The sequence below is a fragment of the Streptomyces sp. NBC_01506 genome (assembly GCF_045040295.1).
GTDB lineage: Bacteria > Actinomycetota > Actinomycetes > Streptomycetales > Streptomycetaceae > Streptomyces.
Window position 1 is genome coordinate 1,474,620 of record NZ_CP109422.1, and the last position, 23,811, is coordinate 1,498,430.

General features: G+C 71.8%; 23 protein-coding genes. 8 read left to right on the plus strand and 15 right to left on the minus strand.

The window, feature by feature from the left end; translation table 11 throughout:
- The first annotated feature begins 77 nt into the window (after positions 1-77).
- The 3 genes from OG329_RS06040 to OG329_RS06050 all read left to right on the plus strand — a co-directional run bounded on the left by OG329_RS06040 (position 78) and on the right by OG329_RS06050 (position 2,829).
- Positions 78-578 (plus strand): NUDIX domain-containing protein, encoded by a 501-nt coding sequence (locus tag OG329_RS06040; RefSeq protein WP_405793281.1) that lies wholly within the window; start codon positions 78-80, stop codon positions 576-578.
- A 160-nt stretch (positions 579-738) separates the two neighbouring features.
- Complete coding sequence (locus tag OG329_RS06045; RefSeq protein ID WP_405793282.1) at positions 739-2,028, plus strand: hypothetical protein; 1,290 nt, start codon at positions 739-741, stop codon at positions 2,026-2,028.
- Between the two features lie 75 nt (positions 2,029-2,103).
- On the plus strand, positions 2,104-2,829 hold the full coding sequence (locus tag OG329_RS06050) for an SIR2 family NAD-dependent protein deacylase (RefSeq protein ID WP_405793283.1): 726 nt from the start codon (positions 2,104-2,106) through the stop codon (positions 2,827-2,829).
- Between the two features lie 31 nt (positions 2,830-2,860).
- Here OG329_RS06050 and OG329_RS06055 read toward each other — a convergent pair whose 3' ends face one another.
- The 10 genes from OG329_RS06055 to OG329_RS06100 all read right to left on the minus strand — a co-directional run bounded on the left by OG329_RS06055 (position 2,861) and on the right by OG329_RS06100 (position 13,714).
- Complete coding sequence (locus OG329_RS06055) at positions 2,861-3,418, minus strand: methylated-DNA--[protein]-cysteine S-methyltransferase (RefSeq protein WP_405793284.1); 558 nt, start codon at positions 3,416-3,418, stop codon at positions 2,861-2,863.
- 13 nt (positions 3,419-3,431) lie between these two features.
- Positions 3,432-4,916 carry an AlkA N-terminal domain-containing protein gene (locus OG329_RS06060; protein ID WP_405793285.1) on the minus strand — a complete coding sequence of 495 codons (1,485 nt, stop codon included), beginning with the start codon at positions 4,914-4,916 and terminating at the stop codon, positions 3,432-3,434.
- Between the two features lie 81 nt (positions 4,917-4,997).
- Positions 4,998-5,816, minus strand: coding sequence for an alpha/beta fold hydrolase (locus OG329_RS06065; RefSeq protein ID WP_405793286.1), 819 nt, complete (start codon positions 5,814-5,816; stop codon positions 4,998-5,000).
- Between the two features lie 221 nt (positions 5,817-6,037).
- Positions 6,038-7,447, minus strand: a complete 1,410-nt coding sequence (locus OG329_RS06070; protein ID WP_405801672.1) for a phytoene desaturase family protein — start codon at positions 7,445-7,447, stop codon at positions 6,038-6,040.
- A gap of 176 nt (positions 7,448-7,623) precedes the next feature.
- The gene (locus tag OG329_RS06075) at positions 7,624-8,490 is read right to left on the minus strand and encodes an inositol monophosphatase family protein (protein ID WP_405793287.1); all 867 of its coding nucleotides are present in this window, start codon (positions 8,488-8,490) and stop codon (positions 7,624-7,626) included.
- A gap of 124 nt (positions 8,491-8,614) precedes the next feature.
- A complete protein-coding gene (locus OG329_RS06080) occupies positions 8,615-10,426 on the minus strand; it encodes a gamma-glutamyltransferase family protein (RefSeq protein ID WP_405793288.1) in 1,812 nt (603 codons plus the stop codon).
- A gap of 260 nt (positions 10,427-10,686) precedes the next feature.
- On the minus strand, positions 10,687-11,439 hold the full coding sequence (locus tag OG329_RS06085; protein ID WP_405793289.1) for a CE1759 family FMN reductase: 753 nt from the start codon (positions 11,437-11,439) through the stop codon (positions 10,687-10,689).
- The gene (locus OG329_RS06090) at positions 11,436-11,939 is read right to left on the minus strand and encodes a MarR family winged helix-turn-helix transcriptional regulator (protein ID WP_405793290.1); all 504 of its coding nucleotides are present in this window, start codon (positions 11,937-11,939) and stop codon (positions 11,436-11,438) included. The genes OG329_RS06085 and OG329_RS06090 overlap by 4 nt, the downstream gene beginning before the upstream one ends.
- A 2-nt stretch (positions 11,940-11,941) precedes the next feature.
- Positions 11,942-13,129, minus strand: coding sequence for a CE1758 family FMN-dependent luciferase-like monooxygenase (locus OG329_RS06095; protein ID WP_405793291.1), 1,188 nt, complete (start codon positions 13,127-13,129; stop codon positions 11,942-11,944).
- Between the two features lie 126 nt (positions 13,130-13,255).
- A complete protein-coding gene (locus OG329_RS06100; protein ID WP_405793292.1) occupies positions 13,256-13,714 on the minus strand; it encodes a DUF2269 family protein in 459 nt (152 codons plus the stop codon).
- An 85-nt stretch (positions 13,715-13,799) separates the two neighbouring features.
- Between OG329_RS06100 and OG329_RS06105 the strand changes: the two genes are divergently transcribed.
- The 3 genes from OG329_RS06105 (at position 13,800) to OG329_RS06115 (ending at position 16,045) form a co-directional block, all read left to right on the plus strand.
- Positions 13,800-14,150, plus strand: a complete 351-nt coding sequence (locus tag OG329_RS06105) for a PadR family transcriptional regulator (RefSeq protein ID WP_405793293.1) — start codon at positions 13,800-13,802, stop codon at positions 14,148-14,150.
- Positions 14,147-14,842 carry a permease prefix domain 1-containing protein gene (locus tag OG329_RS06110; RefSeq protein ID WP_405793294.1) on the plus strand — a complete coding sequence of 232 codons (696 nt, stop codon included), beginning with the start codon at positions 14,147-14,149 and terminating at the stop codon, positions 14,840-14,842. Before OG329_RS06105 ends, OG329_RS06110 begins: the two co-directional genes overlap by 4 nt.
- 150 nt (positions 14,843-14,992) lie before the next feature.
- Positions 14,993-16,045 (plus strand): biotin/lipoate A/B protein ligase family protein, encoded by a 1,053-nt coding sequence (locus OG329_RS06115; protein ID WP_405793295.1) that lies wholly within the window; start codon positions 14,993-14,995, stop codon positions 16,043-16,045.
- On the opposite strand, the gene OG329_RS06120 is transcribed toward OG329_RS06115, so the two are convergent.
- The 3 genes from OG329_RS06120 to OG329_RS06130 all read right to left on the minus strand — a co-directional run bounded on the left by OG329_RS06120 (position 16,042) and on the right by OG329_RS06130 (position 19,064).
- Positions 16,042-16,995 (minus strand): IS481 family transposase, encoded by a 954-nt coding sequence (locus OG329_RS06120; protein ID WP_405793296.1) that lies wholly within the window; start codon positions 16,993-16,995, stop codon positions 16,042-16,044. The two genes, OG329_RS06115 and OG329_RS06120, sit on opposite strands and share 4 nt — an antisense overlap.
- Before the next feature lie 207 nt (positions 16,996-17,202).
- Positions 17,203-17,871: a response regulator gene (locus OG329_RS06125; protein WP_405801674.1), complete on the minus strand. Its 669-nt coding sequence runs from the start codon at positions 17,869-17,871 to the stop codon at positions 17,203-17,205.
- Between the two features lie 50 nt (positions 17,872-17,921).
- Positions 17,922-19,064 (minus strand): sensor histidine kinase, encoded by a 1,143-nt coding sequence (locus tag OG329_RS06130; RefSeq protein WP_405793297.1) that lies wholly within the window; start codon positions 19,062-19,064, stop codon positions 17,922-17,924.
- Between the two features lie 166 nt (positions 19,065-19,230).
- On the opposite strand from OG329_RS06130, the gene OG329_RS06135 reads away from it, so the two are divergent.
- Together OG329_RS06135 and OG329_RS06140 are read left to right on the plus strand one after the other, a co-directional pair.
- Complete coding sequence (locus OG329_RS06135; protein ID WP_405793298.1) at positions 19,231-20,220, plus strand: carboxymuconolactone decarboxylase family protein; 990 nt, start codon at positions 19,231-19,233, stop codon at positions 20,218-20,220.
- Positions 20,217-21,077 carry a class I SAM-dependent methyltransferase gene (locus OG329_RS06140; RefSeq protein WP_405793299.1) on the plus strand — a complete coding sequence of 287 codons (861 nt, stop codon included), beginning with the start codon at positions 20,217-20,219 and terminating at the stop codon, positions 21,075-21,077. The genes OG329_RS06135 and OG329_RS06140 overlap by 4 nt, the downstream gene beginning before the upstream one ends.
- Before the next feature lie 140 nt (positions 21,078-21,217).
- Here OG329_RS06140 and OG329_RS06145 read toward each other — a convergent pair whose 3' ends face one another.
- Together OG329_RS06145 and hydA are read right to left on the minus strand one after the other, a co-directional pair.
- Positions 21,218-22,219 carry a TIGR03842 family LLM class F420-dependent oxidoreductase gene (locus OG329_RS06145; RefSeq protein ID WP_405793300.1) on the minus strand — a complete coding sequence of 334 codons (1,002 nt, stop codon included), beginning with the start codon at positions 22,217-22,219 and terminating at the stop codon, positions 21,218-21,220.
- Positions 22,220-22,279: 60 nt separating this feature from the next.
- Positions 22,280-23,683 (minus strand): dihydropyrimidinase, encoded by a 1,404-nt coding sequence (gene hydA, locus OG329_RS06150; RefSeq protein WP_405793301.1) that lies wholly within the window; start codon positions 23,681-23,683, stop codon positions 22,280-22,282.
- Between the last annotated feature and the right edge of the window lie 128 nt (positions 23,684-23,811).

The following is a 23,811-nucleotide window of genomic DNA, read 5'->3' on the forward strand; positions in this document are numbered from 1 at the left end:
ATGAAAAACTGACAAACCTCCCATAAACATGGACCGGTCGCAGCGCCCCCACGGGGCCTCTGATCTACGCTTTCCGTGTGACGATCTCTCGCGACGCCGACTATCTCGCCTATATCGCCGGGCTCCCCCGTGTGCTCGCCGGTGCCGCCGTGCTGTTCCGGGACCTGGAGGGGCGGGTGCTGATCGTCGAGCCAAGTTACCGGCCGGGCTGGGCGCTGCCCGGTGGGACCGTCGAGTCCGACGAGGGCGAGACGCCCCGGCAGGCCGCGCGGCGCGAGACGCTCGAAGAGATCGGTCTGGACGTCGAGTTGGGGCCGCTGCTGGCGGTCGACTGGTCCCGGGCACCGGACCGGCCGCCCATCGTGGCTTATCTGTACGACGGCGGTGTGCTGGACGCGGACCGGCTCGCCGAGATCCGGCTCCAGGAGGAGGAGTTGCTGTCCTGGCGGCTGGTGGAGCGGGCCGAGATCCCCGCGTTGATGATCGGGTCGCTCGGGGGCCGCGTCCTCGCGGGCCTTGACGCGCTCGAAGCCGGCGCGGAGGGCGTGGAGTTGGAGAACGGCCGCCGAGTCTGGTGATCCGGGTGCGCGCGGGGGTGACGGGTGGGACCGAAGCTGTTCTCATATGTCATGTACGCGCCGCCCCGCCGTAGTTGACGTCGATTCACCTCGCGTTGGCCCGCCGTGCACGCGCGCCCTGCATGATCCAGAATCCCAGGCCCAGGACACCGGAGGGAACATGCGACGGCAGATTCGCGGCTGGCTGACAGCCGTGCTCACCACGGCGGTTGTGGCGGCGGGCGCGGTCACCGCGTCGGCGGACACCGTCTCCGGGTCGGACGCTCCCGGGCCCGCCAAGAAGCCCGCCACGCTCCCCAAGCTCCCGAAGCTCCCGGCGACCGTGGACGGCGGTGCCTGGAAGTCGGGCCACATCCAGGGCATGGCCGTCGACCGCCGCAAAGGCTTCATGTACTTCTCGTTCACCAACCTCCTCGTCAAGACCGACCTCGCCGGCAAGCCGGTCGGCTCCGTCACCGGCTTCACCGGGCACCTCGGGGACCTCGACTTCAACACCAAGGACGGCAGGGTCTACGGCTCGCTGGAGTACAAGGCGGCCAAGGCCTTCTACATCGCGATCCTCGACGGTGACCGCATCACCGAGATGGACATGGACGCGGAGACGACCGGCGTCGTCTCGACCGTCCATCTCAAGGAGGTCGTGGACGACTACTCGGCCGACATGGACGGCAACGGCGTCTTCGACGGCGACACGGCGAAGACCGCCGACCACCGCTACGGATGCAGCGGCATCGACGGCGTCGCGTTCGGCCCGGCGTTCGACGGCAGGCGCGGCGCCGCGCGTACGCAGATGCTCACCGTCGCGTACGGCGTCTACGCCAACACCACCCGGCAGGACAACGACAACCAGGTGCTGCTCCAGTACGACATCCGGCGGTGGAAGAAGTACGAGCGCCCGCTCACCGAGGCCGACCCGCACACCAGCGGCCCCGGATCGCCCGACGGCAAGTACTTCGCCTACACCGGCAACACCACCTACGGCGTACAGAACCTCGACTACGACGCGTACAGCGGCAATTGGCTGCTGGCCGCGTACAAGGGCACCAAGACGCGGTTCCCGAACTACTCGCTGTTCGTGCTCGACGGTTCGAAGCGCCCGGTCACCGGCCCGGTGAGCGGCCAGCCGGCACCGGAGCGCGGGCAACTGCTGCCGCTCCTGGCGCAGGGGCTGCACCACCCGGCGTCCGGTACGTACGGCTGGGAGTCGACCGGCCAGTACGGGCTCGTGTCGCTCGACGACGGCCGGTACTACCTGGCCGAGGCCGGCACGGTCGTGGAGGACGGCGTCACCAAGCAGACGGGCAAGGCGGTGCTGAACCGCTGGACGGGCAGCACACCGACACCGTTCGCCCCGGTGACCACCGCCACCGATGACACGGATGACACGGATGATGCCTCCGACTACGCGGGCCACGCGCCCCACCCGGGTCATATCGGCCACCTCTACTAGAAGCACCCGCAGTCGGGCGGCTATCGGGCGGCTATCGGGTCGCCGCGCCCCGGCGCCGCCGCATACCCTCGCGGCATGACTCTCGTCGCGATCCTCAGCGGCGCCGGGATCTCCACCGACTCCGGCATTCCCGACTACCGAGGTCCTAACGGCCTGTGGCGGCGCGATCCCGGGGCCGAGAAGCTGGTGACGTACGACGCGTACATGAGCGACCCGCAGATCCGGCGGCGCTCGTGGCGGATGCGCCTGGACAGCCCGGCCTTCCGTGCCGAGCCGAACGTCGCGCACCGTGCCGTCGCCGAGCTCGACCGGGCGGGCGACGGCGCGGTCCGGGTGATCACGCAGAACGTCGACGGGCTCCACCAGCGCGCCGGTACCCCCGCCCGCAAGGTGCTCGAACTGCACGGCACGGCGCGGTCGGTGGTCTGCACCGGCTGCCGGGCCCGCTTCTCCATGGAAGAGGCGCTGGCCCGCGTCGAGGCCGGCGAGGACGATCCGCCGTGCACCGTGTGCGGCGCCGTGCTCAAGTCGGCGACCGTGATGTTCGGCGAACGGCTGGACCCGCACGTCCTCGGTCAGGCCATGTCGATCGCCAAGGCGTGCGAGGTCTTCATCGCGGTGGGTACGACACTCCAGGTGCAGCCTGCCGCCTCGCTGGCGGGGATCGCGGCCGAGCACGGGGCCCGGCTCGTCATCGTCAACGCCGAGCCGACCCCGTACGACGAGCAGGCCGACGACATCATCCGCGAGCCGATCGGTACGGCGCTGCCCGCGCTGTTGCGGCAGTTCCACGCGAGCTGAGAGCAGGGGCGGGCCCGTCAGAAGTCAGAAGTCAGAACAGCGTCGCCGGTCCGCTCGCCGCCGTACCGGCGCCGACACGCGCCGCACCCGCCGCACCCGTCGAGCCCGCCGCGCCTTCGAAGGCCAGCAGGCGCTGTTTGCGGTCCAGCCCGCCGCCGTATCCGGTGAGACCGCCCGTCGATCCGATCACCCGGTGGCACGGCACGATGATGCTCACCGGGTTCTTGCCGTTGGCCAGTCCGACCGCGCGTGACGCTCCCGACTTGCCGAGCGCGTCGGCCAGTTGACCGTAACTGCGGGTCTCGCCGTACGGGATCGCCAGCAGTTGCTCCCAGACGCCGCGCTGGAACGGGGTGCCGTTCAGCCGCAGCGGGACGTCGAACTCGGTGCGCTCGCCCGCGAAGTACTCGTCGAGCTGGTGGATCACTCCGTCGAACGGGGCGGCGTCCGGGGCGTCCACCTCCCCGAAGCTCTCCTGCGGCGGACGGTGGCGCTGCTCGCTCATGTAGAGGGCGCTCAGTGTCCCGTCGGTGGCCACGAGGGTCAGCGGTCCGTACGGGCTGTCGATCACCGTGTGTGATCTGGTCATGCGGTGAACTCCTTTATGCGGGAAGGATGTTGATGGCGTGGTCCTCGGTGGCCCAGAGATACTGCACCGCGTACGCCCGCCAGGGCCGCCAGGCGGCGGCGCGCGCCGTGAGCGCGGCCGGTGTCGACGGCAGACCGTGGGCCCGCGCGGCCCGGCGGACACCGAGGTCGCCCGGAAGGAAGGCGTCCGGGTCGCCGAGCGCGCGCATCGCGATCACCTCGACGGTCCACGGGCCGAAACCGGGGAGCGCGTGCAGCCGTGCCCTGGCCTCGTCCCAGTCGCTGTCCGTACCGAGCGGCAGCGTGCCGTCGGCCAGCGCGGCGACCAGGGTCGTCAGTGTGGTGCGGCGGCTGCGCGGCAGCGCGAGGGATTCGGGGTCCAGCGCGGCCAGCGCGTCGGGCGAGGGGAAGAGATGGGTGAGTCCGCCCTCGGGGTCGTCCACGGGTGTGCCGTACGCGGTGACGAGACGGGCGGCGTGCGTGCGCGCGGCGGCGGTCGAGACCTGCTGGCCGAGCACCGCGCGTACGGCGAACTCGGCGGCGTCGACCGTGCCCGGCACCCGGCGGCCGGGCGCCTTGTCGACCAGCGGGGCCAGCAGCGGATCGGTGCGCAACTGCCCGTCCACGGCGACCGGGTCGGCGTCCAGGTCGAGCATGCGCCGGCAGCGGCTGATGGCGACCGTGAGATCGCGCGGGTCGGTCAGCGCGAGCCGACAGGCGATGTGGTCGGGGCGCGGTGCCAGGGCCACGATGCCGTGTCCGTACGGAAGACGCAGCGTGCGCCGGTACGCGCCGTCCCGCCACTCCTCGACGCCCGGGACCGCCGTCGCCGCGAGATGCCCGAAGAGGTTGTCGGGGGTGAGCGGCGCGCGGAAGGGCAGCCGCAGGCTGATCACGCCGGGGGTCCGGGGTCCGGGGGCGGCGGCGTCCGCGCGGCGGGCGCCGCGTGCCCGCAGTTCCGTGGGGGCGAGCGCGAACACCTCGCGGACGGTGTCGTTGAAGGTGCGGATCGAGGAGAATCCGGCGGCGAAGGCGACCTCCGCCATCGGGAGCGCGGTGGTCTCGATGAGCAGCCGCGCGGTCTGGGCCCGCTGGGCGCGCGCCAGCGCGAGCGGCCCGGCGCCGAGTTCGGCGAGCAGTTGCCGTTCGATCTGCCGCTCCGAGTAGCCGAGCCGCCCGGCGAGTCCCGTGACACCTTCGCGGTCGACGATCCCGTCCTGGATGAGCCGCATGGCACGGGCGACGGAGTCGGCGCGGGCGTTCCACTCGGGAGAGCCGGGGCTGGTGTCGGGCCGGCAGCGCTTGCAGGCGCGGAAGCCGGCCTGCTGGCAGGAGGCCGCGCTCGGGTGGAAGACCATGTTCTCGGCCTTGGGGGGCACCACCGGGCAGCTCGGACGGCAGTAGATACCGGTGGTCAGGACGGCCGTGAAGAACCATCCGTCGAATCGCGCGTCCTTGGACCGGACGGCGCGCAGACAGCGCTCGGTGTCGGTGTGCATGCGTCAAGCATCCGCCACTGACGGGTGGCGGGGCTGGCGAGAATCCGACATCAACCTCGCGCTGCCAGGCAGCGCGTGCTCTTAACCGATGAAGGCCAGCAGATCGGCGTTGAACTCCTTCTCGTAGTCGCCGTAGAGCCCGTGCGGGCGGCCGGGGTGGACCTTCAGCGTCGCGTCCTTGATCAGCTCGGCGGACTTCGGTCCCGCCGCCTGGATGGGCACGATCTGGTCGTCGTCGCCGTGCACGACGAGCGTGGGGATGTCGAAGCGCTTGAGGTCCTGGGTGAAGTCCGTCTCGGAGAACTGCTTCACGCAGTCGTACGCGGCCTTGAGGCCGACCTGCATGCTCCAGAGCCAGAACGCGTCGCGCACGCCCTGCGATACGGCGGCCCCCGGGCGGTTGAAGCCGTAGAAGGGGTCGGTGAGGTCCTGGTAGAACTGCGAGCGGTCGGCGGCCACACCCGCGCGGATGGCGTCGAAGGCGTCGATTGGGGTGCCCTCGGGGTTGGCGTCGGTCCGCAGCATCAGCGGGGGCACCGCGCCCAGGAGGACCGCCTTGGAGAGCCGGGAGGTCCCGTGGCGGCCGATGTAGCGGGCGACCTCACCGCCGCCCGTGGAGTGGCCGACGACGACGGCGTCGCGGATGTCGAGCGCGTCGAGGAGCTGGGCGAGGTCGTCGGCGTACGTGTCCATGTCGTTGCCCTGCCAGGTCTGGCTGGAGCGGCCGTGTCCTCTGCGGTCGTGCGCGATCGCGCGGAAGCCGTGCTCGGCGACGAGACGGAGCTGGCCGTCCCAGGCGTCGGCGTTCAGCGGCCAGCCGTGGCTGAACACGACGGGCGGGCCGGTGCCCCAGTCCTTGTAGAAGATCTCGGTGCCGTCGGTGGTGGTGAGGGTGGGCATGGCGGTCCGTCCCTTCTTCGGCGCGGGTCGTTCGGCGTCGGCGTCGGCGACGGCGCACCGCTCAGGACACGCACGAGTCAGGGGGCGCGCACGGATGACGTCCACCGGCCGCCATCAAGCGTCTCAGGGATGGGCGGGTCCCGCCCGCCGGGCGCGGGCCTCGGGGGCGGGCGCAGGCCCGGTGCGCGGCCCCGGCGCGCGGGCGCCGGGCCCTCGTCGCGTCAGGCCGTCCCGCGCAGCTTGCGCCACACCGCCTTCGCCGCGTTCTGCCCCGACATGCCGTGCACGCCCGGCCCCGGCGGCGTCGCGGACGAGCAGATGAAGACCGCCGGGTGGCGCGTGCTGTACGGCGACAGGGAGAGCTTGGGGCGCACCAGCAGCCGCAGTCCGGCGACGGAGCCGCTGGCGATGTCCCCGCCCACGTAGTTGGCGTTACGGGCGGCCACCTCCGCCGGGCCGGCGGTCGCGCGGGCCAGGACCCGGTCCCGGAAGCCGGGCGCGAAACGCTCGATCTGCCGCTCGATCGCTTCGGTGAGATCGCCGTCCCAGTTGTTCGGGACATGGCCGTACGCCCAGAAGACATGCTTGCCCTCGGGGGCGCGGGACGGGTCGACCAGGCTGGGCTGGGCGGTGATCAGGAAGGGCGTGGCGGGGGCGCTGCCGCCGTACGCCAGATTCAGCGCCGTACTGATCTCCCGCTTCGTGGGCCCCACCTGGACCGTGCCGGCCCGGCGCGCGGCCTCCGCCGTCCACGGCACGGGGCCGTCGAGCGCGTAGTCGATCTTGAAGGCGGCGGGACCGTACGTGTACGAGTCGTACACCCGGCCGAGGCCCGCGATACGGGCGAGCGCGGTCGGTGAGGTGTCGAAGACATACGCGCGGGCCGGGGGCAGGTCGTCGAGCCTCTTGACCTCGAATCCGGTGTGGACCGTGCCACCGAGGTCGCGCAGATACGCGGCGAGCGCGTCCGAGATGGACTGGGAGCCGCCGCGCGGCAGCGGCCAGCCGTTCTCGTGCGCGGCGAGCGCGAACATCAGCCCCACCCCGCCGGTCGCGATCCCGCTCAACGGGGCTATGACATGGGCGACGAGACCGGCGAACAGCCCCTTGGCCTTCTCGTCGTGGAAGCGCCTCATCAGCAGATTCGCCGAGGGGAGCCCGACGAGTCCGAAGCGCGCGAGCGTGAGGGTGTCGTGCGGCAGCCCCCGGGGGGGCAGGGTCATGAAGTCCCGTGCGAACGAGTCCCACTTGCCGAGGAAGGGAGCGACGAGCCTGCGATACGCCCCCGCGTCGCGCGGGCCGAAGGAGGCGGCGGTCTCGGCGACGGAGCGGGACAGCACGGCGGCCGTGCCGTCGTCCCAGGGGTGGGCCATCGGCAGCTCGGGGTGCAGCCACTCAAGACCGAACCGCGCCAGGGGCATGTCGTTGAACGCGGGCGAGCCGATGCCCAGGGGGTGCACGGCGGAACACGGGTCGTGACGGAAGCCGGGGAGAGTCAGCTCCTCGGTCCGCGCTCCCCCGCCCACGGTGTCACGGGCCTCGAACACGGCGACGGAGAATCCACGTCGGGCCAGCTCGACCGCGGCGGTCAGCCCGTTGGGTCCCGCCCCCACGACGACGGCATCGAGCATCGACGGCACCTTCGGACTCCTTCGTCAGCCGATGGCCAGAGCAACCAGGATATTCCTGGCCTCTGACACGGCGTCGGCGGGGGCGACGGATCCCGGCCTACGGCCATGGATCCCGAAAGGTCCGTTGATCCGGCCGACGCCCCTGGCGTTTCTCAGGCGCCCGGACCCGCTCCGGCTCAGGCTCGGGACGCCGCCTCCGCCTCCGCCGCTGTCCGCGCGCCGCCCAGCAGGCGCTCGCGCACCCGCCGCGCGGTCGCCGCGTCCCGCGCCGCGGTAAACGGCAGCGCGTTTCCGCCCGTGATACGGAACGGCTCGCCCGTGAGCGTCGTCTGCGCGCCGCCCGCCTCCGTCACCAGCAGCAGGCCCGCCGCGTGGTCCCAGGCCAGCTCCCAACTGAAGGCGACGGCGTCGAGCACGCCGCGCGCGATGGCCAGATACTCCAGCCCCGCCGAACCGCACGGCCGGGCGGCCATGTCAGTGGCGCTGCGGACCCCCAGCAGCGCCCGCTTCTCCTCCGGCGTCGTGAAGTCGGGGTGCGAGATCGCGACGTCGAGCACCGCGCCGGGCGCGGGGGTGCCGCAGCGCAGCGGCACGCCGTCGAGCCGGGCGCCTCCGCCCCGTACGGCGGTCGCCATCTCGTCCGTCGCGGGCGCGTACGTCCAGGAGGCCAGCAGCTCGCCGCCCTGGGCGAGCGCGACGAGCGTGCAGAAACCGGGCTCGCCCCGGACGAACTGGCGGGTCCCGTCGACGGGGTCGACTATCCACACGGGCGCGTCGCCACGCAGCGCCCCGTACACGGCCGGGTCGGCGTGCACCGCCTCCTCGCCCACCACCACCGAGCCGGGCAGCAGCGCCGTGAGGGCGGCGGTCAGGTGCTCCTCGGCGCCCCGGTCGGCGCTGGTCACCAGATCGTGCGGGCCGGACTTCTCGACGATCTCGTGGGCGGCGAGCTGCCGGTAGCGCGGCATGATCTCGGCGGCGGCGGCATCGCGCACCGCCGCCTCGACAGCGGAAAGGTCACCGTTCAGGAAGTCATCGATCATTCCTCAAGAGAACCACAGACGTGTGACAACGCAGGTGGGAGCGGAGATGACGACTCGATGGCGGCTGAGCGTCCGGCCCTCGCGCGGTCGCCGCATCCGGCTCTACGCCCGGCCCGCGCGGTCGTCAGCGGCCCACCGCGTACCCCTGCATGCCGCGCGGATTGGCCGCCGCCGACAGGACGCCCGTGCGCGGGTCCCTGGCGACCGCGCAGAGCCGCCCCTCCGACCAGGGTTCGCCGACGATGACGTCGTGGCCCCGGCGCCGCAGCCCGTCCACGACGGAGGCGTCCATGGCCGGCTCCACGGTGACGCCGCCCGGTCGCATCCCGCGCGGGTAGAAGGAGCTGGGGAAGCTGTCGTTGTGCCAGTTGGGCGCGTCGATCGCGCCCTGGAGGTCGAGTCCGCCGCGTACGCGCGGGCGCAGCGCGACGGCCAGGAAGAAGTGGAGCTGCCACTGGTCCTGTTGGTCGCCCCCGGGGGTGCCGAAGGCCAGGACGGGTACGCCGTCGCGCAGGGCGAGGGACGGCGTGAGCGTGGTGCGTGGCCTGCGGCCCGGTGTGAGGGAGTTGGGCAGCCCGTGCTCCAGCCAGGCCATCTGGAGGCGGGTGCCGAGCGGGAAGCCGAGTTCGGGCACGACGGGGTTGGACTGGAGCCAGCCGCCGCTCGGCGTCGCGGCGATCATGTTGCCCCAGCGGTCCACGACATCGAGGTGGCAGGTGTCGCCCCGGGTCGCGCCGTCGCGGGCGACGGTCGGCTCGCCCGCGCCCGCCGCCGGTACGGCGAGGGCGTCGAAGCCGGCCTCACCGGCGGCGACGGCGGTGGCGTGGGCGCTGAGGACGGGCCGGCGTCCGTCCGGGCTGCCGGGGCGCAGTTCGTACGAGGCCGCGTCGCCGATCAGGGCGCGGCGGGCGGCGTTGTACGGCTCCGAGAGGAGCGTGTCGAGCGGTACGCGGGCGGCGTCGCCGTACCACGCCTCGCGGTCGGCCATGGCCAGCTTGCAGCCCTCCGTAAGGAGGTGGACGTACTCGGCTGAGCCGTACGCCGGAAGCTCCGGCGCGGGCGGCAGCAGGGCGAGCTGCTGGAGGAAGGCGGGGCCCTGGCTCCAGCCGGCGGCCTTGCACAGGGTCCAGCCGTTCCAGTCGTACGTGGCGGGCGCCTCGTACGTCGCGGACCAGTCGGCCAGGTCGGCGGCCGTGAGGGTGCCGGTGCGGTGGGAGCCGCTGGTGTCGAGGGTGGGGCGGCCGGACTGGCGTATCAGCGCCTCGGCGATGAATCCGGTGCGCCAGACGGAACGCGCGGCCTCGATCTGCGCGACGCGGTCGTCACCGCCCGTGGCCTCGGCCTCAGTGATCAGACGGCGCCAGGTGGCGGCCAGGGCGGGGTTGCGGAACAGCTCGCCGGACGCGGGGGCGTGGCCGCCGGGCAGGTAGACGTCGGCGGACGAGGTCCACTCGGTCTCGAACAGTTCGCGCACGCTCTCCACGGTCTCGCCGACCCGCTCGACGGGCGCGTGGCCGTCCTCGGCGTAGCCGACGGCGTAACTCAGCACCCGCGCGAGGGACTTGGTGCCGTGATCGCGCAGCAGCACCATCCAGGCGTCGAACGCGCCGGGCACGGCCGCGGCGAGCGGTCCGGTACCGGGGACGAGTTCGAGGCCGAGGGAGCGGTAGTGCTCGATCGTGGCCCCGGCGGGCGCGGGTCCCTGGCCGCAGAGGACTTGGACCTCACCGCCGGCGGGGGCGAGGATGATCGGCACCTCGCCGCCGGGGCCGTTGAGATGCGGCTCCACGACATGCAGGACGAACCCGGCGGCCACGGCGGCGTCGTAGGCGTTGCCGCCGTCCTCCAGGACGGCCATCGCCGACTGCGAGGCGAGCCAGTGGGTGGAGGACACCATGCCGAAGGTGCCCTGGAGGGTGGGGCGGGTGGTGAACATACGGGTCTGTCACCTCGCTGTTTCCGCGCGCCGGCGGGACCGATGGGCGCGCTCGTGATCGCTTCTCCGGGGCTCCTTCCGCCCCCGGCAGGTTATCGATCGCCCGGCTGCCCTCCGTGCCCGCCTCCTGGCCACGGAGGTGCGGGCCGTCAGGTCCGGGTGTCAGGTGCGGGCCGTCAGGTCCCGGCGTCAGGGTCCGGCCCTCCCCGGAGGTCCGGACCCTCAGGTCCCGCCCACGCCCCGCCCGGCGGATCCGTCGCTCACCGTCGTCCGCCGGTGGCGAGCCGCATGAGGTCGGTGCTGAAGTCGACGTCGGTGACGCTTCGTTCGGCACGGGTGGCGTTGCCCCCGAACTGGTGCTGATAGCCCGCCCAGGCGTTGTCGGCGATGGACCGGCCGACGCCGGCGCGCAGCAGCAGGACCAGCTCCGTGGCGGCTCGTTCGATCCGACCGCCGAGCGAGCGGTCCCCCCAGTCCTCGGGCGCGGCGAACAGGGACGTGGGCACCGGAAGCGCGCGCAGGAAGGCGAACAGCGGCCGGAGTTGTTCGTCGACCACCATGGCGTGCCGAGCGGTGCCGGCGGTGGCGGCGAGGATGACGGGTTTGGCGATGAGCAGGTCGTTGTCGAGGACATCGGCGAACGACTTGAACAGACCACTGATACCCGCCTTGTACACGGGTGTACTGGCGATCACGGCATCGGCGGCAGCGAGTCGTTCGAAGGCGGCCTGGAGGCGCTCACCGGGGAATCCGGTGACGATCGCCTGCGCGATGTCGACGGCGAGCGGCCCGAGTTCGATGACACCGACGGTCGCGGACATGCCGGACGCCTGGAGCAGGTCCACGACCTTCTGCGCCGTCCGGTCCGCGAGCAGGCGGGTGGACGAGGGGTCGCTGACCCCGGCGCTGACGACGACGATGTTCACGGCAGAGCTCACGGCCGGGTTCACGGCAGGGTTCACGGCCGCGTCCTGCTCGGGGGACTCGTCGCGCTGGGCGGCGTTCGCGTTCATTCTGCTTTCCCTTTCCCTTTCGCTTTCGGTTCCTTCGGTGCGGTGGTGGTCGCCGCCTCTCGCTCGGCCGCCGCGAGGAGCGCGCCGCTGAGGTCGCGGATGTCCGCCAGTTGGCCGGGGTCGAGCGCCCGCGTCATCGCCTTGGCCACCTGTCGTACGAGGGCGCCGCCGGTACGTCGCTGGGCGGCCAGGCCCGTACCGGTCAGACGGATGCGACAGGCACGCGCGTCCTTCGGGTCGTCCTCGCGCGCCACCAGTCCACGGCTCTCCAGACGGGCGATGAGCCGGGACATACCGGGCTGGGTGATCAGTACGTCCTCACCCAGCTCGGTGATCCGCAGCCCCCGCGCGGGCGCGTTGGAGAGCGCGTGCAGCACGGCGTACTCCCGTGGCAGCAGGTCCCCCCAGATGTCGGCGGCGGCGAGTTCGCGGGAGATGGTGGCCTGCGCCCGGAACAGGGCCTCCCATGCCTCGTTCGCCAGTCGGACGGCGCGCGCCACGGTCACAGGGCCTTGGGGAAGTTGGCCGCGACGGCCGGGTCGCTGTCCTGGTACGGAGACGCGCCGGACAGGTTGTCGCCGCGGTTCGGGTTCGGTCGCGGCCGGCGCGGCTCTGCGTCGCCGTACTTCTCCTTGGTCAGCGAGGCGTGCGTGGGGGCGTCGGGCACTCCGGGTGCGCGCCGTGCGGCCATCTCCTTACGGAGGACCGGGACGACCTCGGTGCCCAGCAGCTCCACCTGTTCGAGCGCCATCTCGACCGGCAGGGCCAGACCGTCGACCGCGAAGAGCTGGCGCTGGTAGTCGCCGAAGCCCTCCTGGAAGGTGAGGACCTTGTCGATGACCTGCTGCGGGCTGCCGACGGTCAGCGGTGTGCGGTCCATGTAGTCGTCGAGCGAGCTGCCCTTGAACATCGGGTATCCCTCGAAGTAGGGACGGAAGGTGTTGATCGCGTCCTGGGAGCGCTTGGCGATGAACGCCTGCCCCCCGAGACCCACGATCGCCTGCTCCTTCGTGCCGTGCCCGTAGTGCTCGAAGCGCGCGCGGTAGAAGTCGGCGAGCGGCTTGAAATGCAGGTTGGGCGCCAGGATGTGGTTGGCGAAGTACCCGTTGCCGTAGTAGGCGGCCTGTTCGGCGATCTCCGGTGTGCGGATCGAGCCGTGCCAGACGAAGGGGGGCACGTCGTCCAGGGGCCGCGGGGTGGCGGTGAAGCCCTGCAACGGGGTGCGGAACTCGCCCTCCCAGTCGACCACGTCCTCCCGCCAGAGCCGGTGCAGCAGGTTGTAGTTCTCCAGCGCCAGCGCCACACCCTCGCGAATGTCCTTACCGAACCAGGGATAGACCGGCACGGTGTTGCCGCGCCCCACCATGAGATCGAGCCGTCCCTTCGCCACATGCTGGAGCATGGCGTAGTCCTCGGCGATCTTCACCGGGTCGTTCGTGGTGACGAGCGTGACCGAGGTGCTGAGGATGATGCGCTCGGTCAGCGCCGCGATGTGCCCCAGCAGGGTCGTGGGCGATGACGGGATGAACGGCGGATTGTGGTGCTCACCGAGCGCGAACACGTCCAGGCCGACCTCGTCCGCCCGCTGGGCGATGCGCACGATGTTGCTGATGCGCTCCGCCTCGCTCTGCGTGTAGCCGGTGACCGGATCGGGTGCGATGTCGCCGACCGAGAAGATTCCGAACTGCATGGTGTCCGCCTTTCACGGTGTCCTGTACCCCCACAACAACATGACTGCGCATGTATTCCCGTAGACATGCGTTCCCGTGAAGGACGGCGCCACCGGCCGGGGCGGCGTGCGCCGCCCCGGACCCGTTCACGCGCTGGTCGTGGAACCGGGGCGCACGATCATCAGGACGACGACGACCGCCCAGAGCAGGTTGAAGACACCGGTGAGCCCGGCCAGCCGCGCGGCGGCGCGCGCCGTGTCGCGACCCTCCCCGTCCTCGGGCGTGTCGATCATGCTCTTCTGGCCGGGCAGTATCGCCAGCGCCAGGATCGCGGCGGCGATCGCCGTCAGCACGATCGACGCGAGCAGCCAGACGTCGGTGAGGACGCCGAGCTGCGCGCCGGTGGCGAGCCCGAAGACCGGGACGGCGACCCCGATGATCGCGTAGCCGCTACAGATGCGATGGAGCAGCACCGTGGCGCCGGTGGAGCGGCCGTCCTCCCCCAACTGGCGCGCGTAGCGCGGGAACATCGACGCCGCGACGGCGATCGGCCCGACCACCAGGATCGAGGCGAGGACATGGATGGACAGCAGCAGCTTGGTCACCGCGAGGGCCCTTCAGGGAGTGCGTGAATAAGTTGGCTGCCAATAGGTACCACGGCAACGCGTTCTATAGGTAGGCTGTCTACTCATGAAGACAGACGCGGTGCGTGGGCACCTGGACGGACTGTTGCTGGCCGTGCTCGAACCCGGCCCGCTGCACGGCTACGCGATCATCGCGGCGGTCCAGCAGCGGAGCGAGGGCGCGCTCCAACTCCGTACGGGCACGATCTATCCGGCCCTGAACAGACTTGAACGGCTCGGACTGCTCGGCAGCAGTTGGGAGTCCGTCGGCGAACGGCGGCGGCGCTGCTACCGGCTGACCGACGCGGGACGCGGCAGCCTGGAGAGCGAACGCACGGCGTGGCGCGAGTTCACGACGGCGATCGGCGCGGTCCTGAACCCGGCCGTCGCCGCCCCGGCCGCGAGGCCCGCGACATGATCGAGACGAAGGACACCCCCGCCGGCACCCCCGCCGACGACCCCGCCGACGACCCGGTCGCGGGCTACATCGCGACGCTGTCCGCCGCGCTGCACGGCCCGGTCCGGGCCAAGTCGCGGATGCTCCAGGAGATACGGGACGGTCTCACCGACACGGTGGAGGCGCACACCCGCGACGGCGTGCCCGACGACCTGGCGGCCCGCCTGGCGGTACGGGAGTTCGGCACCCCTGACGAGCTGGTGCCGAGCTGTCAGCGGGAGTTGACCCTCGCGCAGACCCGGCGGACCGCCCTGTCGGTCACCCTCACCGTCCCGTTCCTGATCGCCTGCTGGCATCTGATCTGGACCTCCGGGCAGGGCTGGCAGCTCCACCACACGCCACAGCTCCTCGCCGTCCAACTGGCGGCGGTCGCGGCCGTCGCCACGCTGCTCGCCGCGGCGGCACTCGCCGCCACCGGCGCGCCGGCCCGCAGGCTGCGCACACCCCGGCGGCTGCCGCTGGCCGTCGCCTGGGCCGGTACGACGGCGGGTGTGGCGATGGTGGTCGCCACCCTCGCGCTGGCCGTGCTGTCTCCGCTGGCCACGAACTGGCCGCTGGTCACCTTCGCGGGCATGGTCACCGCGATCACGCACGGCATGGTGGCCTCCTCGGCCCGCGCCTGCCGCCGCTGCGCGCGGCTGCCCGTGACGTAGGGGACAGGGGCGGGTGGGTGGGTCCGGTCCGGTCCGGGATGATCCGCCCGTCCCCGTACGTTGCAGCGCACAGACAGAGCGCGCGGACAGACCGCACAGCCAACAAGAGCGGCGCGAGCGGCGAGACGGACAAGAGGCGGTGGCACAGCGGTGCACGGTGAGTACAAGATCCCGGGCGGCAAGCTCGTCGTCGTGGACCTGGACACGCGGGACGGCGTGCTGCGTGATGTCCGGGTCTCCGGAGACTTCTTCCTGGAACCGGACGAGGCGATCCACCTCATCGACCGGGCGCTCGAAGGCGCGCCCGCCGACCTCGACGCGGCCTCTCTCGCCGCGCGCGTCCAGACGGCGCTCCCGCCCGGCACCCGGATGTACGGGCTGACGAGTGACGGCATCGGCATCGCCGTACGGCGCGCGGTGGCCCACGCCACCGACTGGACGGACTACGACTGGCAACTCGTGCACATGGAGCCGCAGTCGCCCGCGCTCCACATGGCGCTGGACGAGGTCCTGACCAACGAGGTCGCGGCGGGCCGCCGCGCGCCGACCCTGCGGGTCTGGGAGTGGGACTCCCCCGCCGTGGTGATCGGCAGCTTCCAGTCGCTGCGCAACGAGGTGGACCCGCGGGCCGCCGAGCGGCACGGCGTCACGGTCGTACGCCGGATCTCGGGCGGCGGCGCCATGTTCATCGAGCCCGGCAACACCATCACGTACTCGCTGTCCGTCCCCGACTCCCTCGTCCAGGGCCTGACGTTCGCCGACAGCTACGCCTATCTGGACGACTGGGTGCTCGGCGCGCTGGGCGACATGGGGATCAACGCCTGGTACCAGCCGCTCAACGACATCGCCACCGAGGCGGGCAAGATCGCGGGCGCCGCGCAGAAGCGGGTGGTGGGCGGCGGCGCCGTACTGCACCACGTGACGATGGCGTACGACATCGACGCCGACAAGATGCTCGAAGTCCTGCGCATCGGCCGGGAGAAGCTGTCCGACAAGGGCACGCGCAGCGCGAAGAAGCGGGTGGATCCGCTGCGCCGTCAGACGGGGCTGGCGCGCGAGGCGGTCATCGAGCGGATGATCGACTCGTTCCGGGGGCGGTACGGCCTTGACGAGGGCAAGGTCACCGACGAGGAGATGGCGCGGGCGCGGGAGCTGGCCGAGACGAAGTTCGGTACGCGCGAGTGGACGGCCCGGGTGCCCTAGGTGTATTGACCCGGAGGGTTGTTGACGCGGGTGATGGGTGGGTGGCCGCCGAGTGCGGTGTGGCCGCGGTGGTGGTTGTAGGTGTGGAGGAAGTCTGCCAGGGCCGTGGTGCGTTCGGTGTTGGAGGTGTAGGGGCGCTGGTAGGCCCATTCGTCGGCCAGGGTGCGGTTGAAGCGTTCGACTTTGCCGTTGGTCTGGGGCCGGTAGGGGCGGGTGAGTTTGCCGGTGGCGCCGAGGTCGGCCAGGGCGGCCTTCCAGGCCAGGCCCTTGCGGTAGGCCCAGGCGTTGTCGGTCAGGACGCGTTCGATGCGGGTGATGCCGTGGGTGTGGAAGAACGCGGCGGCGCGGGTGAGGAAGGCGGCGCAGGTGGTGACCTTTTCGTCCGGATGGATCTCGCTGTAGGCGAGGCGGGTGTGGTCGTCGACGGCGGAGTGGACGTAGTCGTAGCCCATGCCGCGGATCGGGCGGCCGGCGTCGCGGCCCCGCACCTTGTGGCCGCCTCCGTCGGGGATGCGGCCGAGTTTCTTCACGTCCACGTGGATCAGCTCGCCGGGGCGTTCGCGTTCGTAGCGGCGGATCACGGTGCCGGTCGGACGGTCCATCCAGGCAAGGCGGTTCAGGCCGTGGCGGGTCAGGATGCGGTGCACGGTCGAGGCGGGAAGTCCCAGGACCGGGCCGATGCGGGCGGGGCCGAGTTTGCGCTCCCGGCGCAGGTCACACACCCGGGCCTCGGTATCGGCCGGGGTCCGGTGCGGTGTCCTGAGGGGCCGGCTGGACCGGTCACGCAGCCCGGCCTCGCCCCCGTCTCGCCACCGTCGCATCCATTTGTGGGCGGTGGCTCTCGATACGCCCATCTCAGCGGCCACATGCGCGACCGGGCGGCCCGAGCAGACCCGCTCGACCAGCAGTCGCCTACCGTGAACGGTCAGCCGGGCATTACGGTGGGACACGAAGACCTCCGTGCGGTGAGTTCCTAGACAGCTCCCACCACACCGGAGGTCTTCGCCATGTTCAAGACCTGCCAAGTGTCAACAACGCTCGTGATCAATACACCTAGGACGTGTCTTCAAAGTCCCGCCTGGCCCGCGGGCGGACGGCGCTACTTCGAAGACACGGCCTGGCGCGGGCGCAGGTGGACGCGGCCCCCGGCCCTCGTATCAGCGCGTCCGCTCGCGCGGTGCCACCAGCCCCGACTCGTAGGCGAACACGACCAGTTGGGCCCGGTCCCTGGCGCCCAGCTTGGTCATCGCCCGGCTGATGTGGGTCTTCGCCGTGAACGGGCTGATGACCATGTGCGCGGCGATCTCCTCGTTCGTCAGCCCGCGCGCCGCCAGCCCCGTCACCTCCCGCTCGCGCCGCGTCAGCGTTTCCAGACCCGGCGCGGTCGAGCGGTCCGGCGGCCGGGACACGAACTCGCCGATCAGCCGGCGCGTGATGGACGGTGACAGCAGCGCGTCCCCGCGAGCGGCGACGCGGATCGCCTGGAGCAGTTCGACGGGGTCGGTGTCCTTGAGCAGAAATCCGGCGGCCCCGGCGCGCAGCGCGTCGAAGACGTACTCGTCCAGGCCGTAGTTGGTGAGGATGACGACATGGACCCCGGCCAGCGCGGGATCGGCCGCGATGTGCCGGGTGGTCTCGATGCCGGTCATCACCGGCATCTGTACGTCGATGAGGGCCACGTCCGGGACACACCCCCGCACCAGATCCAGCCCCCGCCGCCCGTCGGCGGCCTCACCGACCACCTCGATGCCCTCCTCGGCGTCGAGCAGCGCGCGGAACCCCGCCCGCATCAGCGCCTGGTCGTCCACCACCACGACCCGGATCACCTCCCCGCCCGGCGGCCCCGCAGCCGCCCCGTCCCCATCGCCTCGCTCAATCACACGCTCTCCAGGGGAAGTTCGGCCCGTACGGTGAATCCGCCGCCCGCGCCGGGCGCCGCGTGCAGCGTGCCGCCGAGCGCCGCGACGCGCTCGCGCATGCCGGTGAGCCCTGTCCCCTCGGCGACCGGATCGCCGGGCGCGGCCGGGCCCTCGTCCTCGACCTCCACCAGCAGATGGCGCGCCCGGTGGGTGAGCCGTACCGCCGTCTTCGCGCGGTCCGCGTGCCGGGCCACATTGGTGAGGGCCTCCTGCACGATGCGGTACGCGGTCCGGTCGACGGCCGGCGGCAGAAGCCCGGCGGCCTTCCCGGTGCGGGTGACGGAGACGGCGACGGCGATGCCCGCCGCCCTGGCCCGCTCGACCAGCTCGTCCAGCCGGTCCAGGCCCGTGCCGTCCGGCACGACATCCGTACGCAGGACTTCGAGCGTCGACCGCAGCTCACGCATGGCCTCGCCGCTCGCCTCCTCGATGGCGAGCAGCGCGGCGGGCACCTCGTCGCCGCGCTTGCGCGCGAGATGCACGGCAACGCCCGCCTGGAGCCTGACGATCGAGATGGAGTGGGTGAGGGAGTCGTGCAACTCGCGGGCGATCCGCAGCCGTTCCTCCCCCGCCCTGCGCAACGCGCCCTCCTCACGGGTGCGTTCGGCCTCGCGCGCCCGCTCCTCGGTCTGCCGCAGATACGCCTGCCAGTTCTTGTCGACGAGCCCGGTGACGCCCGCCGAGAGGAACCAGCCGACCAGCAGCACGGTCCGCTCCACGATGTCGTCGGCGCCCGGATCGACGCCGAAGAACACGGCGAGGAACACCGCGCTCGCCGCGATGCCGTACGCCCGCCGCCCGCTGCGCGCCGAGGCGTGCACGGCCGCCAGGACCGGGAAGGCGGCCCATGAGCCCGGCTGCCCGTGCAGGACGTACGCGAGCATGCACAGCGTCGTCACGATCAGCACGGCGACCGGCGCGCGCCGGTGCGCGGCCAGCGTCAGACAGCCGGCCGCGATCAGCGACATGTCGACCGGGTCCGGGCCGGGGTGGTCGGCGGCCACGGCCGCGAGCAGCACCACCACACCGGTCACGGCCGCGAGCGCCGTGTCGAGCAGCACCGCCCGCCGGCCCGCCGCTTTCTTCCATTCGCCCCCCATGGCCGCACTCTAACCAGCGCGCGGCGGGCGGCGCGTCGTCCCCGGCGACTGCTTCCCCACTACTCCCGGCGAAGTAGTCGCCGCCCGCCACCACCCGGCGGGCGCAGGCCGTAATGCCATCGGTGGTACGACGCCACGGGGCCCTGGCCACGGCGAACATCGACCCATGACTCGAACGTTCCGATACACCACACCCGAACCGCCCACCTCCGCGACCGGCGTGAGCGCCGACGTCCTCGCGCAGGTCGCCACCGACCTCGGCTTCGAGGGCGCGCCCACCTTCGTCGTCCTGACTCCCGCTCCCCCGCTGCTGACGGGCGCCTGGGCCGTGCTCCGCGAGTCCCTGCTCGCGGGTGCCGCGTCGCGGGTGGAGAAGGAGGTGGTGGCCGCCGGGGTGTCGCTCGCCAACCGCTGCCCGTTCTGCGTGGACGCGCACACCGTGCTGCTGCACGCGACGGGCGAGCACGGCCTCGCCGAGACGGTGGGGCGCGGCGCGGAGCCGGCCGATCCGCGGCACCGGCGGCTGCTGGACTGGGGCAAGCGCATGGACACGGAGCGCCCCTTCCCGGCGGAGCACGCGCCCGAGTTCATCGGGACGGGCCTCGCGTTCCACTTCATCAACCGCGTCGTGTCGACGCTGCTGACCGAGAACATGCTGCCCGACAACGCGCAGAGGCCCCAGGTGCTGCGCGATATGGCGGGTGGCGAGCTGCCCCGTACGGTCCGCCGCGAGCTGACTCCCGGCGACAGCCTGCGCCTGCTGGAGACGGAGGGGCCGGCTCCCGCGTGGGCGGGTGACAGCCCGGTCGGCGCGGCCTTCGGGGCGCTGCGTACGGCGGCGCACCTGGGTGCGGGGCTGCTGAGCGACGAGGACGCCGCGTACGTACGGCGGACGGTGGCCGCCTGGGACGGTGTCACGCCGCTGCCGCTGAGCGGTGACGGCCTGCCGGACCGGGACGAGCGGCCGGGCGCCCGGCTCGCGCTGCTGGCGGCCCTCGCCCCGTACCGCGTCACGGACGAGGACGTGGCGGCGTGGCTCGTCCCGCCGCACACCGATCACTGTCTGGTGCATCTGGTGGCGTTCGGCGCGATCTGCGCGGTCGAACGCGTCGAGGCGGCCCTGACCGGCACCGCGCTTGTCGAGGAGTCCGCATGAGCGACGCCAGTCCCGTTCTCACCGCGGCCACCGCCGCCACTGCCGTCGCCGTCGCCGAGGCGTGGAACGGTCCCTTCGGCGCGCACTGGGCCGAACATCCCGACCGCTACAACGCGATGATGGCCAACTTCGACGACCCGCTGTTCACGGCGGCGGCGATCGGCGAGCGCGACCATGTCCTCGACGTCGGCTGCGGCAGCGGTCTGACGACCCGTCTGGCCGCCTGCCGTGCCCCGCAGGGGCAGGTCACCGGCGTCGACATCTCGGCGCCCCTGCTGGAGCGCGCCCGGTCTCTGACCGACGACCGCGAACTGCCCCACGTCGCCTACGTATTGGCGGACGCGCAGCTCCACCCCTTCCCGGCGGGCGCGTACGACGTGGTGATCAGCCGGGGCGGCGTGATGTTCTTCGCCGACCACGTGGCCGCCTTCGCCAACATCGCGCGCGGCGTACGTCCGGGCGGCCGGCTCGCCCTGCTCTGTCCGCAGCCGGGGCTTCCGGACGGCGAGGAGCGGGCGGCCCTCGGGCGGCTGGCCGCACTGGCGGGCCAGGACCGGCCGATCCAGGGCGAGTTGGCCGCCGCGATGGCATCGTTCTCGGAGCCGTCGCGGATCCACGAGGTCCTGGCCGGCGCGGGGTTCACCGGCATCGACGTGAACCCCGTGACACTGCCCACCTGTTGGGGGCACGACGCCCCGGACGCCGTCGACTTCTACCTCTCGCGGACGCCGGGGCTGACGGTGCCCGACGCCGCGCGGGAGGAGATGGCCGCGGTGCTGCGGCCGTACGAGTCCGAGCGGGGCGTCATGTTGGGCGCCGGGGTGTGGATCGTCACCGCCAGGCGCCCGGCGCCCTGAGGGAGGGCTCAGGAGGTCAGCGCGGGGGGCTGGGGCGTGTCCGCCCCGCAGGGGGCACCTCCCGTAGCCCCCTCGGGGGCTACGGGAGGAGAGGTGCCGTGCCAGGCGTCGCGGGCCAGGCGGGACTTCACGGACACGCCCTAGGAGATCAGCGCGGGGATGATCTCGGAGCCGTACGTGTCGATCGTCGCTTCCTTCGCGTCGTGCATGTTGTAGACGGCGAACTGGTCGACGCCCAGGGCCCGTAGCGTCTTCAGCTTCTCGATGTGTGCCTCGGCCGGGCCCAGCAGACAGAACCGGTCCACGATGTCGTCGGGCACGAAGTCCGTGGACGGGTTCCCGGCCCGGCCGTGGTGGCTGTAGTCGTATCCCTCACGCTGTTTGATGTACGTGGTGAGGGCGTCGGGCACCAGGTCGGAGTGTTCGCCGTAGCGGCTGACCAGATCGGCGACGTGGTTGCCGACCATGCCGCCGAACCACCGGCACTGGTCGCGCGCGTGCGCCAGGTCGTCGCTGACGTAGGCGGGGGCGGCGACGCAGATGGTGACGGAGTCCGGGTCGCGTCCGGCGTCGGACGCGGCCGTACGGACGGCGTTGACCATGGTCTCGGTGAGATACGGGTCGGCGAGCTGGAGGATGAAGCCGTCGGCCTTCGCGCCGGCCATGGCCAGGGCCTTCGGCCCGTACGCGGCCATCCACACCGGCAGTTTCCCGTCCCGCACCCAGGGCAGCCGGAGCGGTTTGCCGTCGACCGACGCCTCGCGGCCCTCGGCGAGGTCACGGATGACGTCGATCGCCTCACCGAGCCGTGCGAGGGTGTTGGGCGCGCGGCCGGCGACCCGCATCGCGGAGTCGCCGCGGCCGATGCCGCACACGGTGCGGTTGCCGTACATCTCGTTGAGCGTGGCGAAGGTGGACGCGGTCACCTCCCAGGTGCGGGTGCCGGGGTTGGTGACCATCGGCCCGACGATCAGCGTGGTGGTGTGTTCGAGGATGCGGCTGTAGACGACGAACGGCTCCTGCCACAGCACGGCGGAGTCGAAGGTCCAGCCGTAGCGGAAGCCGTTGCGCTCGGCGCGCCGCATGAGGCCGACGACCGCCGACGCCGGCGGGTCGGTCTGGAGGACAAGTCCGAAGTCCATGGCCAAGCCACTCCCAACTTCTCGGTGAGGTACTGCGTTTTCAGGTGAGGTCAGGTGCGGTCACGTGAGGTACTGACAGGTGGCGCGGGGGGTGTAATTGCCGTGCCCCGCACGGCCGGTGTACTTCCGGCCGTCGATGACGACCTCGCCGCGGGACAGCACGGTCTCCACCTGTCCGGTGATGCGCTTGCCCTCGTACACCGAGTAGTCGACGTCCATGTGGTGCGTCTCGGCGGACAGGGTCTGCTCGGCGTGCGGGTCGTAGATGACGATGTCGGCGTCGGCACCGGGCGCGATGGTGCCCTTCTTGGGATAGAGGCCGAACATCCTGGCCGGGGTCGCGCAGGCGATCTCGATCCAGCGGCGCCGGGTGATGTGCCCGTCGACCACGGCCTGATGGAGCAGATCCATCCGGTGTTCCACGCCCGGCAGCCCGTTGGGGATCTTGGAGAAGTCGCCGCGGCCCATCTCCTTCTGACCGTTGAAGCAGAACGGGCAGTGGTCGGTGGACACGACCTGGAGGTCGTTGGTGCGCAGTCCGCGCCAGAGGGCGGCCTGGTGCTCGCGGGGCCGCAGCGGGGTCGAGCAGACGTACTTGGCGCCCTCGAAGTCCGGCTCGGCGAGATTGTCGGTGGACAGGAAGAGATACTGCGGGCAGGTCTCGCCGAAGACGGGAAGTCCCTTGTCGCGGGCGGCTGCCAGCTCGGCGACGGCCTCCTCGGCGGAGACGTGCACGACATACAGGGGCGCGTCCGCGACGCGGGCGAGCTGGATCGCGCGGTGCGTCGCCTCGGCCTCCAGCAGCACCTTGCGTACCTCGCCGTGGTAGCGGGGATCGGTACGGCCGGCGGCGAGGGCCTGCTCGACAAGGACGTCGATCGCGATGCCGTTCTCGGCGTGCATCATGATCAACCCCCCGTTGTGGGAGGCCCGTTGCATGGCGCGCAGGATCTTGCCGTCGTCGCTGTAGAAGACGCCGGGGTAGGCCATGAACAGCTTGAAGGAGGTGATGCCCTCCTGGACGAGGAGGTCCATCTCCTTAAGAGAGTCCTCGTTGACGTCGGCGAGGATCATATGGAAGCCGTAGTCGATGGCGCAGTTGCCGTCCGCCTTGGCGTACCAGGCGTCGAGCCCTTCGCGCAGCGCCTGGCCGGGCGACTGGATGGCGAAGTCCACGATGGTGGTGGTGCCGCCCCAGGCCGCGGCGCGGGTGCCGGTCTCGAAGGTGTCGGCGGCGAAGGTCCCGCCGAACGGCATCTCCATGTGCGTATGGCCGTCGACGCCGCCCGGGATGACGTATTTGCCGGTGGCGTCGATGACCCGGTCCGCCGTCCAACTCGCGGCGACGTCGGAGCCGTTGGAGGCGAGCGCGACGATACGGCCGTCCTCGGTCAGCACATCGGCGTGGACCTCGTCGGCGGCGGTGATGACCAGACCGCCCCGGACGAGCGTGCGATTACTCATGTACATGGCCTCCGTGACATGACGGACGTGCGGTGGCTGGACGGACGTGAGACGGCTGGACGGACCCGCGGTGGCTGAACGGCCGTTCGCCGGGCGGGCCGCGGGTGGCCGCCCGTCCGGCGATCGGC

Coding starts and splice junctions, on each gene's coding strand:
- OG329_RS06055 (WP_405793284.1), bottom strand. CDS start 3,418: ATGACCAGATCACACACGGTGATCGACAGCCCGTACGGACCGCTGACC.
- OG329_RS06145 (WP_405793300.1), bottom strand. CDS start 22,219: ATGGACTTCGGACTTGTCCTCCAGACCGACCCGCCGGCGTCGGCGGTC.
- OG329_RS06070 (WP_405801672.1), bottom strand. CDS start 7,447: ATGCTCGATGCCGTCGTCGTGGGGGCGGGACCCAACGGGCTGACCGCC.
- OG329_RS06140 (WP_405793299.1), top strand. CDS start 20,217: ATGAGCGACGCCAGTCCCGTTCTCACCGCGGCCACCGCCGCCACTGCC.
- OG329_RS06050 (WP_405793283.1), top strand. CDS start 2,104: ATGACTCTCGTCGCGATCCTCAGCGGCGCCGGGATCTCCACCGACTCC.
- OG329_RS06060 (WP_405793285.1), bottom strand. CDS start 4,916: ATGCACACCGACACCGAGCGCTGTCTGCGCGCCGTCCGGTCCAAGGAC.
- OG329_RS06080 (WP_405793288.1), bottom strand. CDS start 10,426: ATGTTCACCACCCGCCCCACCCTCCAGGGCACCTTCGGCATGGTGTCC.
- hydA (WP_405793301.1), bottom strand. CDS start 23,683: ATGAGTAATCGCACGCTCGTCCGGGGCGGTCTGGTCATCACCGCCGCC.
- OG329_RS06075 (WP_405793287.1), bottom strand. CDS start 8,490: ATGATCGATGACTTCCTGAACGGTGACCTTTCCGCTGTCGAGGCGGCG.
- OG329_RS06130 (WP_405793297.1), bottom strand. CDS start 19,064: ATGGGGGGCGAATGGAAGAAAGCGGCGGGCCGGCGGGCGGTGCTGCTC.
- OG329_RS06085 (WP_405793289.1), bottom strand. CDS start 11,439: ATGAACGCGAACGCCGCCCAGCGCGACGAGTCCCCCGAGCAGGACGCG.
- OG329_RS06065 (WP_405793286.1), bottom strand. CDS start 5,816: ATGCCCACCCTCACCACCACCGACGGCACCGAGATCTTCTACAAGGAC.
- OG329_RS06110 (WP_405793294.1), top strand. CDS start 14,147: ATGATCGAGACGAAGGACACCCCCGCCGGCACCCCCGCCGACGACCCC.
- OG329_RS06095 (WP_405793291.1), bottom strand. CDS start 13,129: ATGCAGTTCGGAATCTTCTCGGTCGGCGACATCGCACCCGATCCGGTC.
- OG329_RS06135 (WP_405793298.1), top strand. CDS start 19,231: ATGACTCGAACGTTCCGATACACCACACCCGAACCGCCCACCTCCGCG.
- OG329_RS06105 (WP_405793293.1), top strand. CDS start 13,800: ATGAAGACAGACGCGGTGCGTGGGCACCTGGACGGACTGTTGCTGGCC.
- OG329_RS06045 (WP_405793282.1), top strand. CDS start 739: ATGCGACGGCAGATTCGCGGCTGGCTGACAGCCGTGCTCACCACGGCG.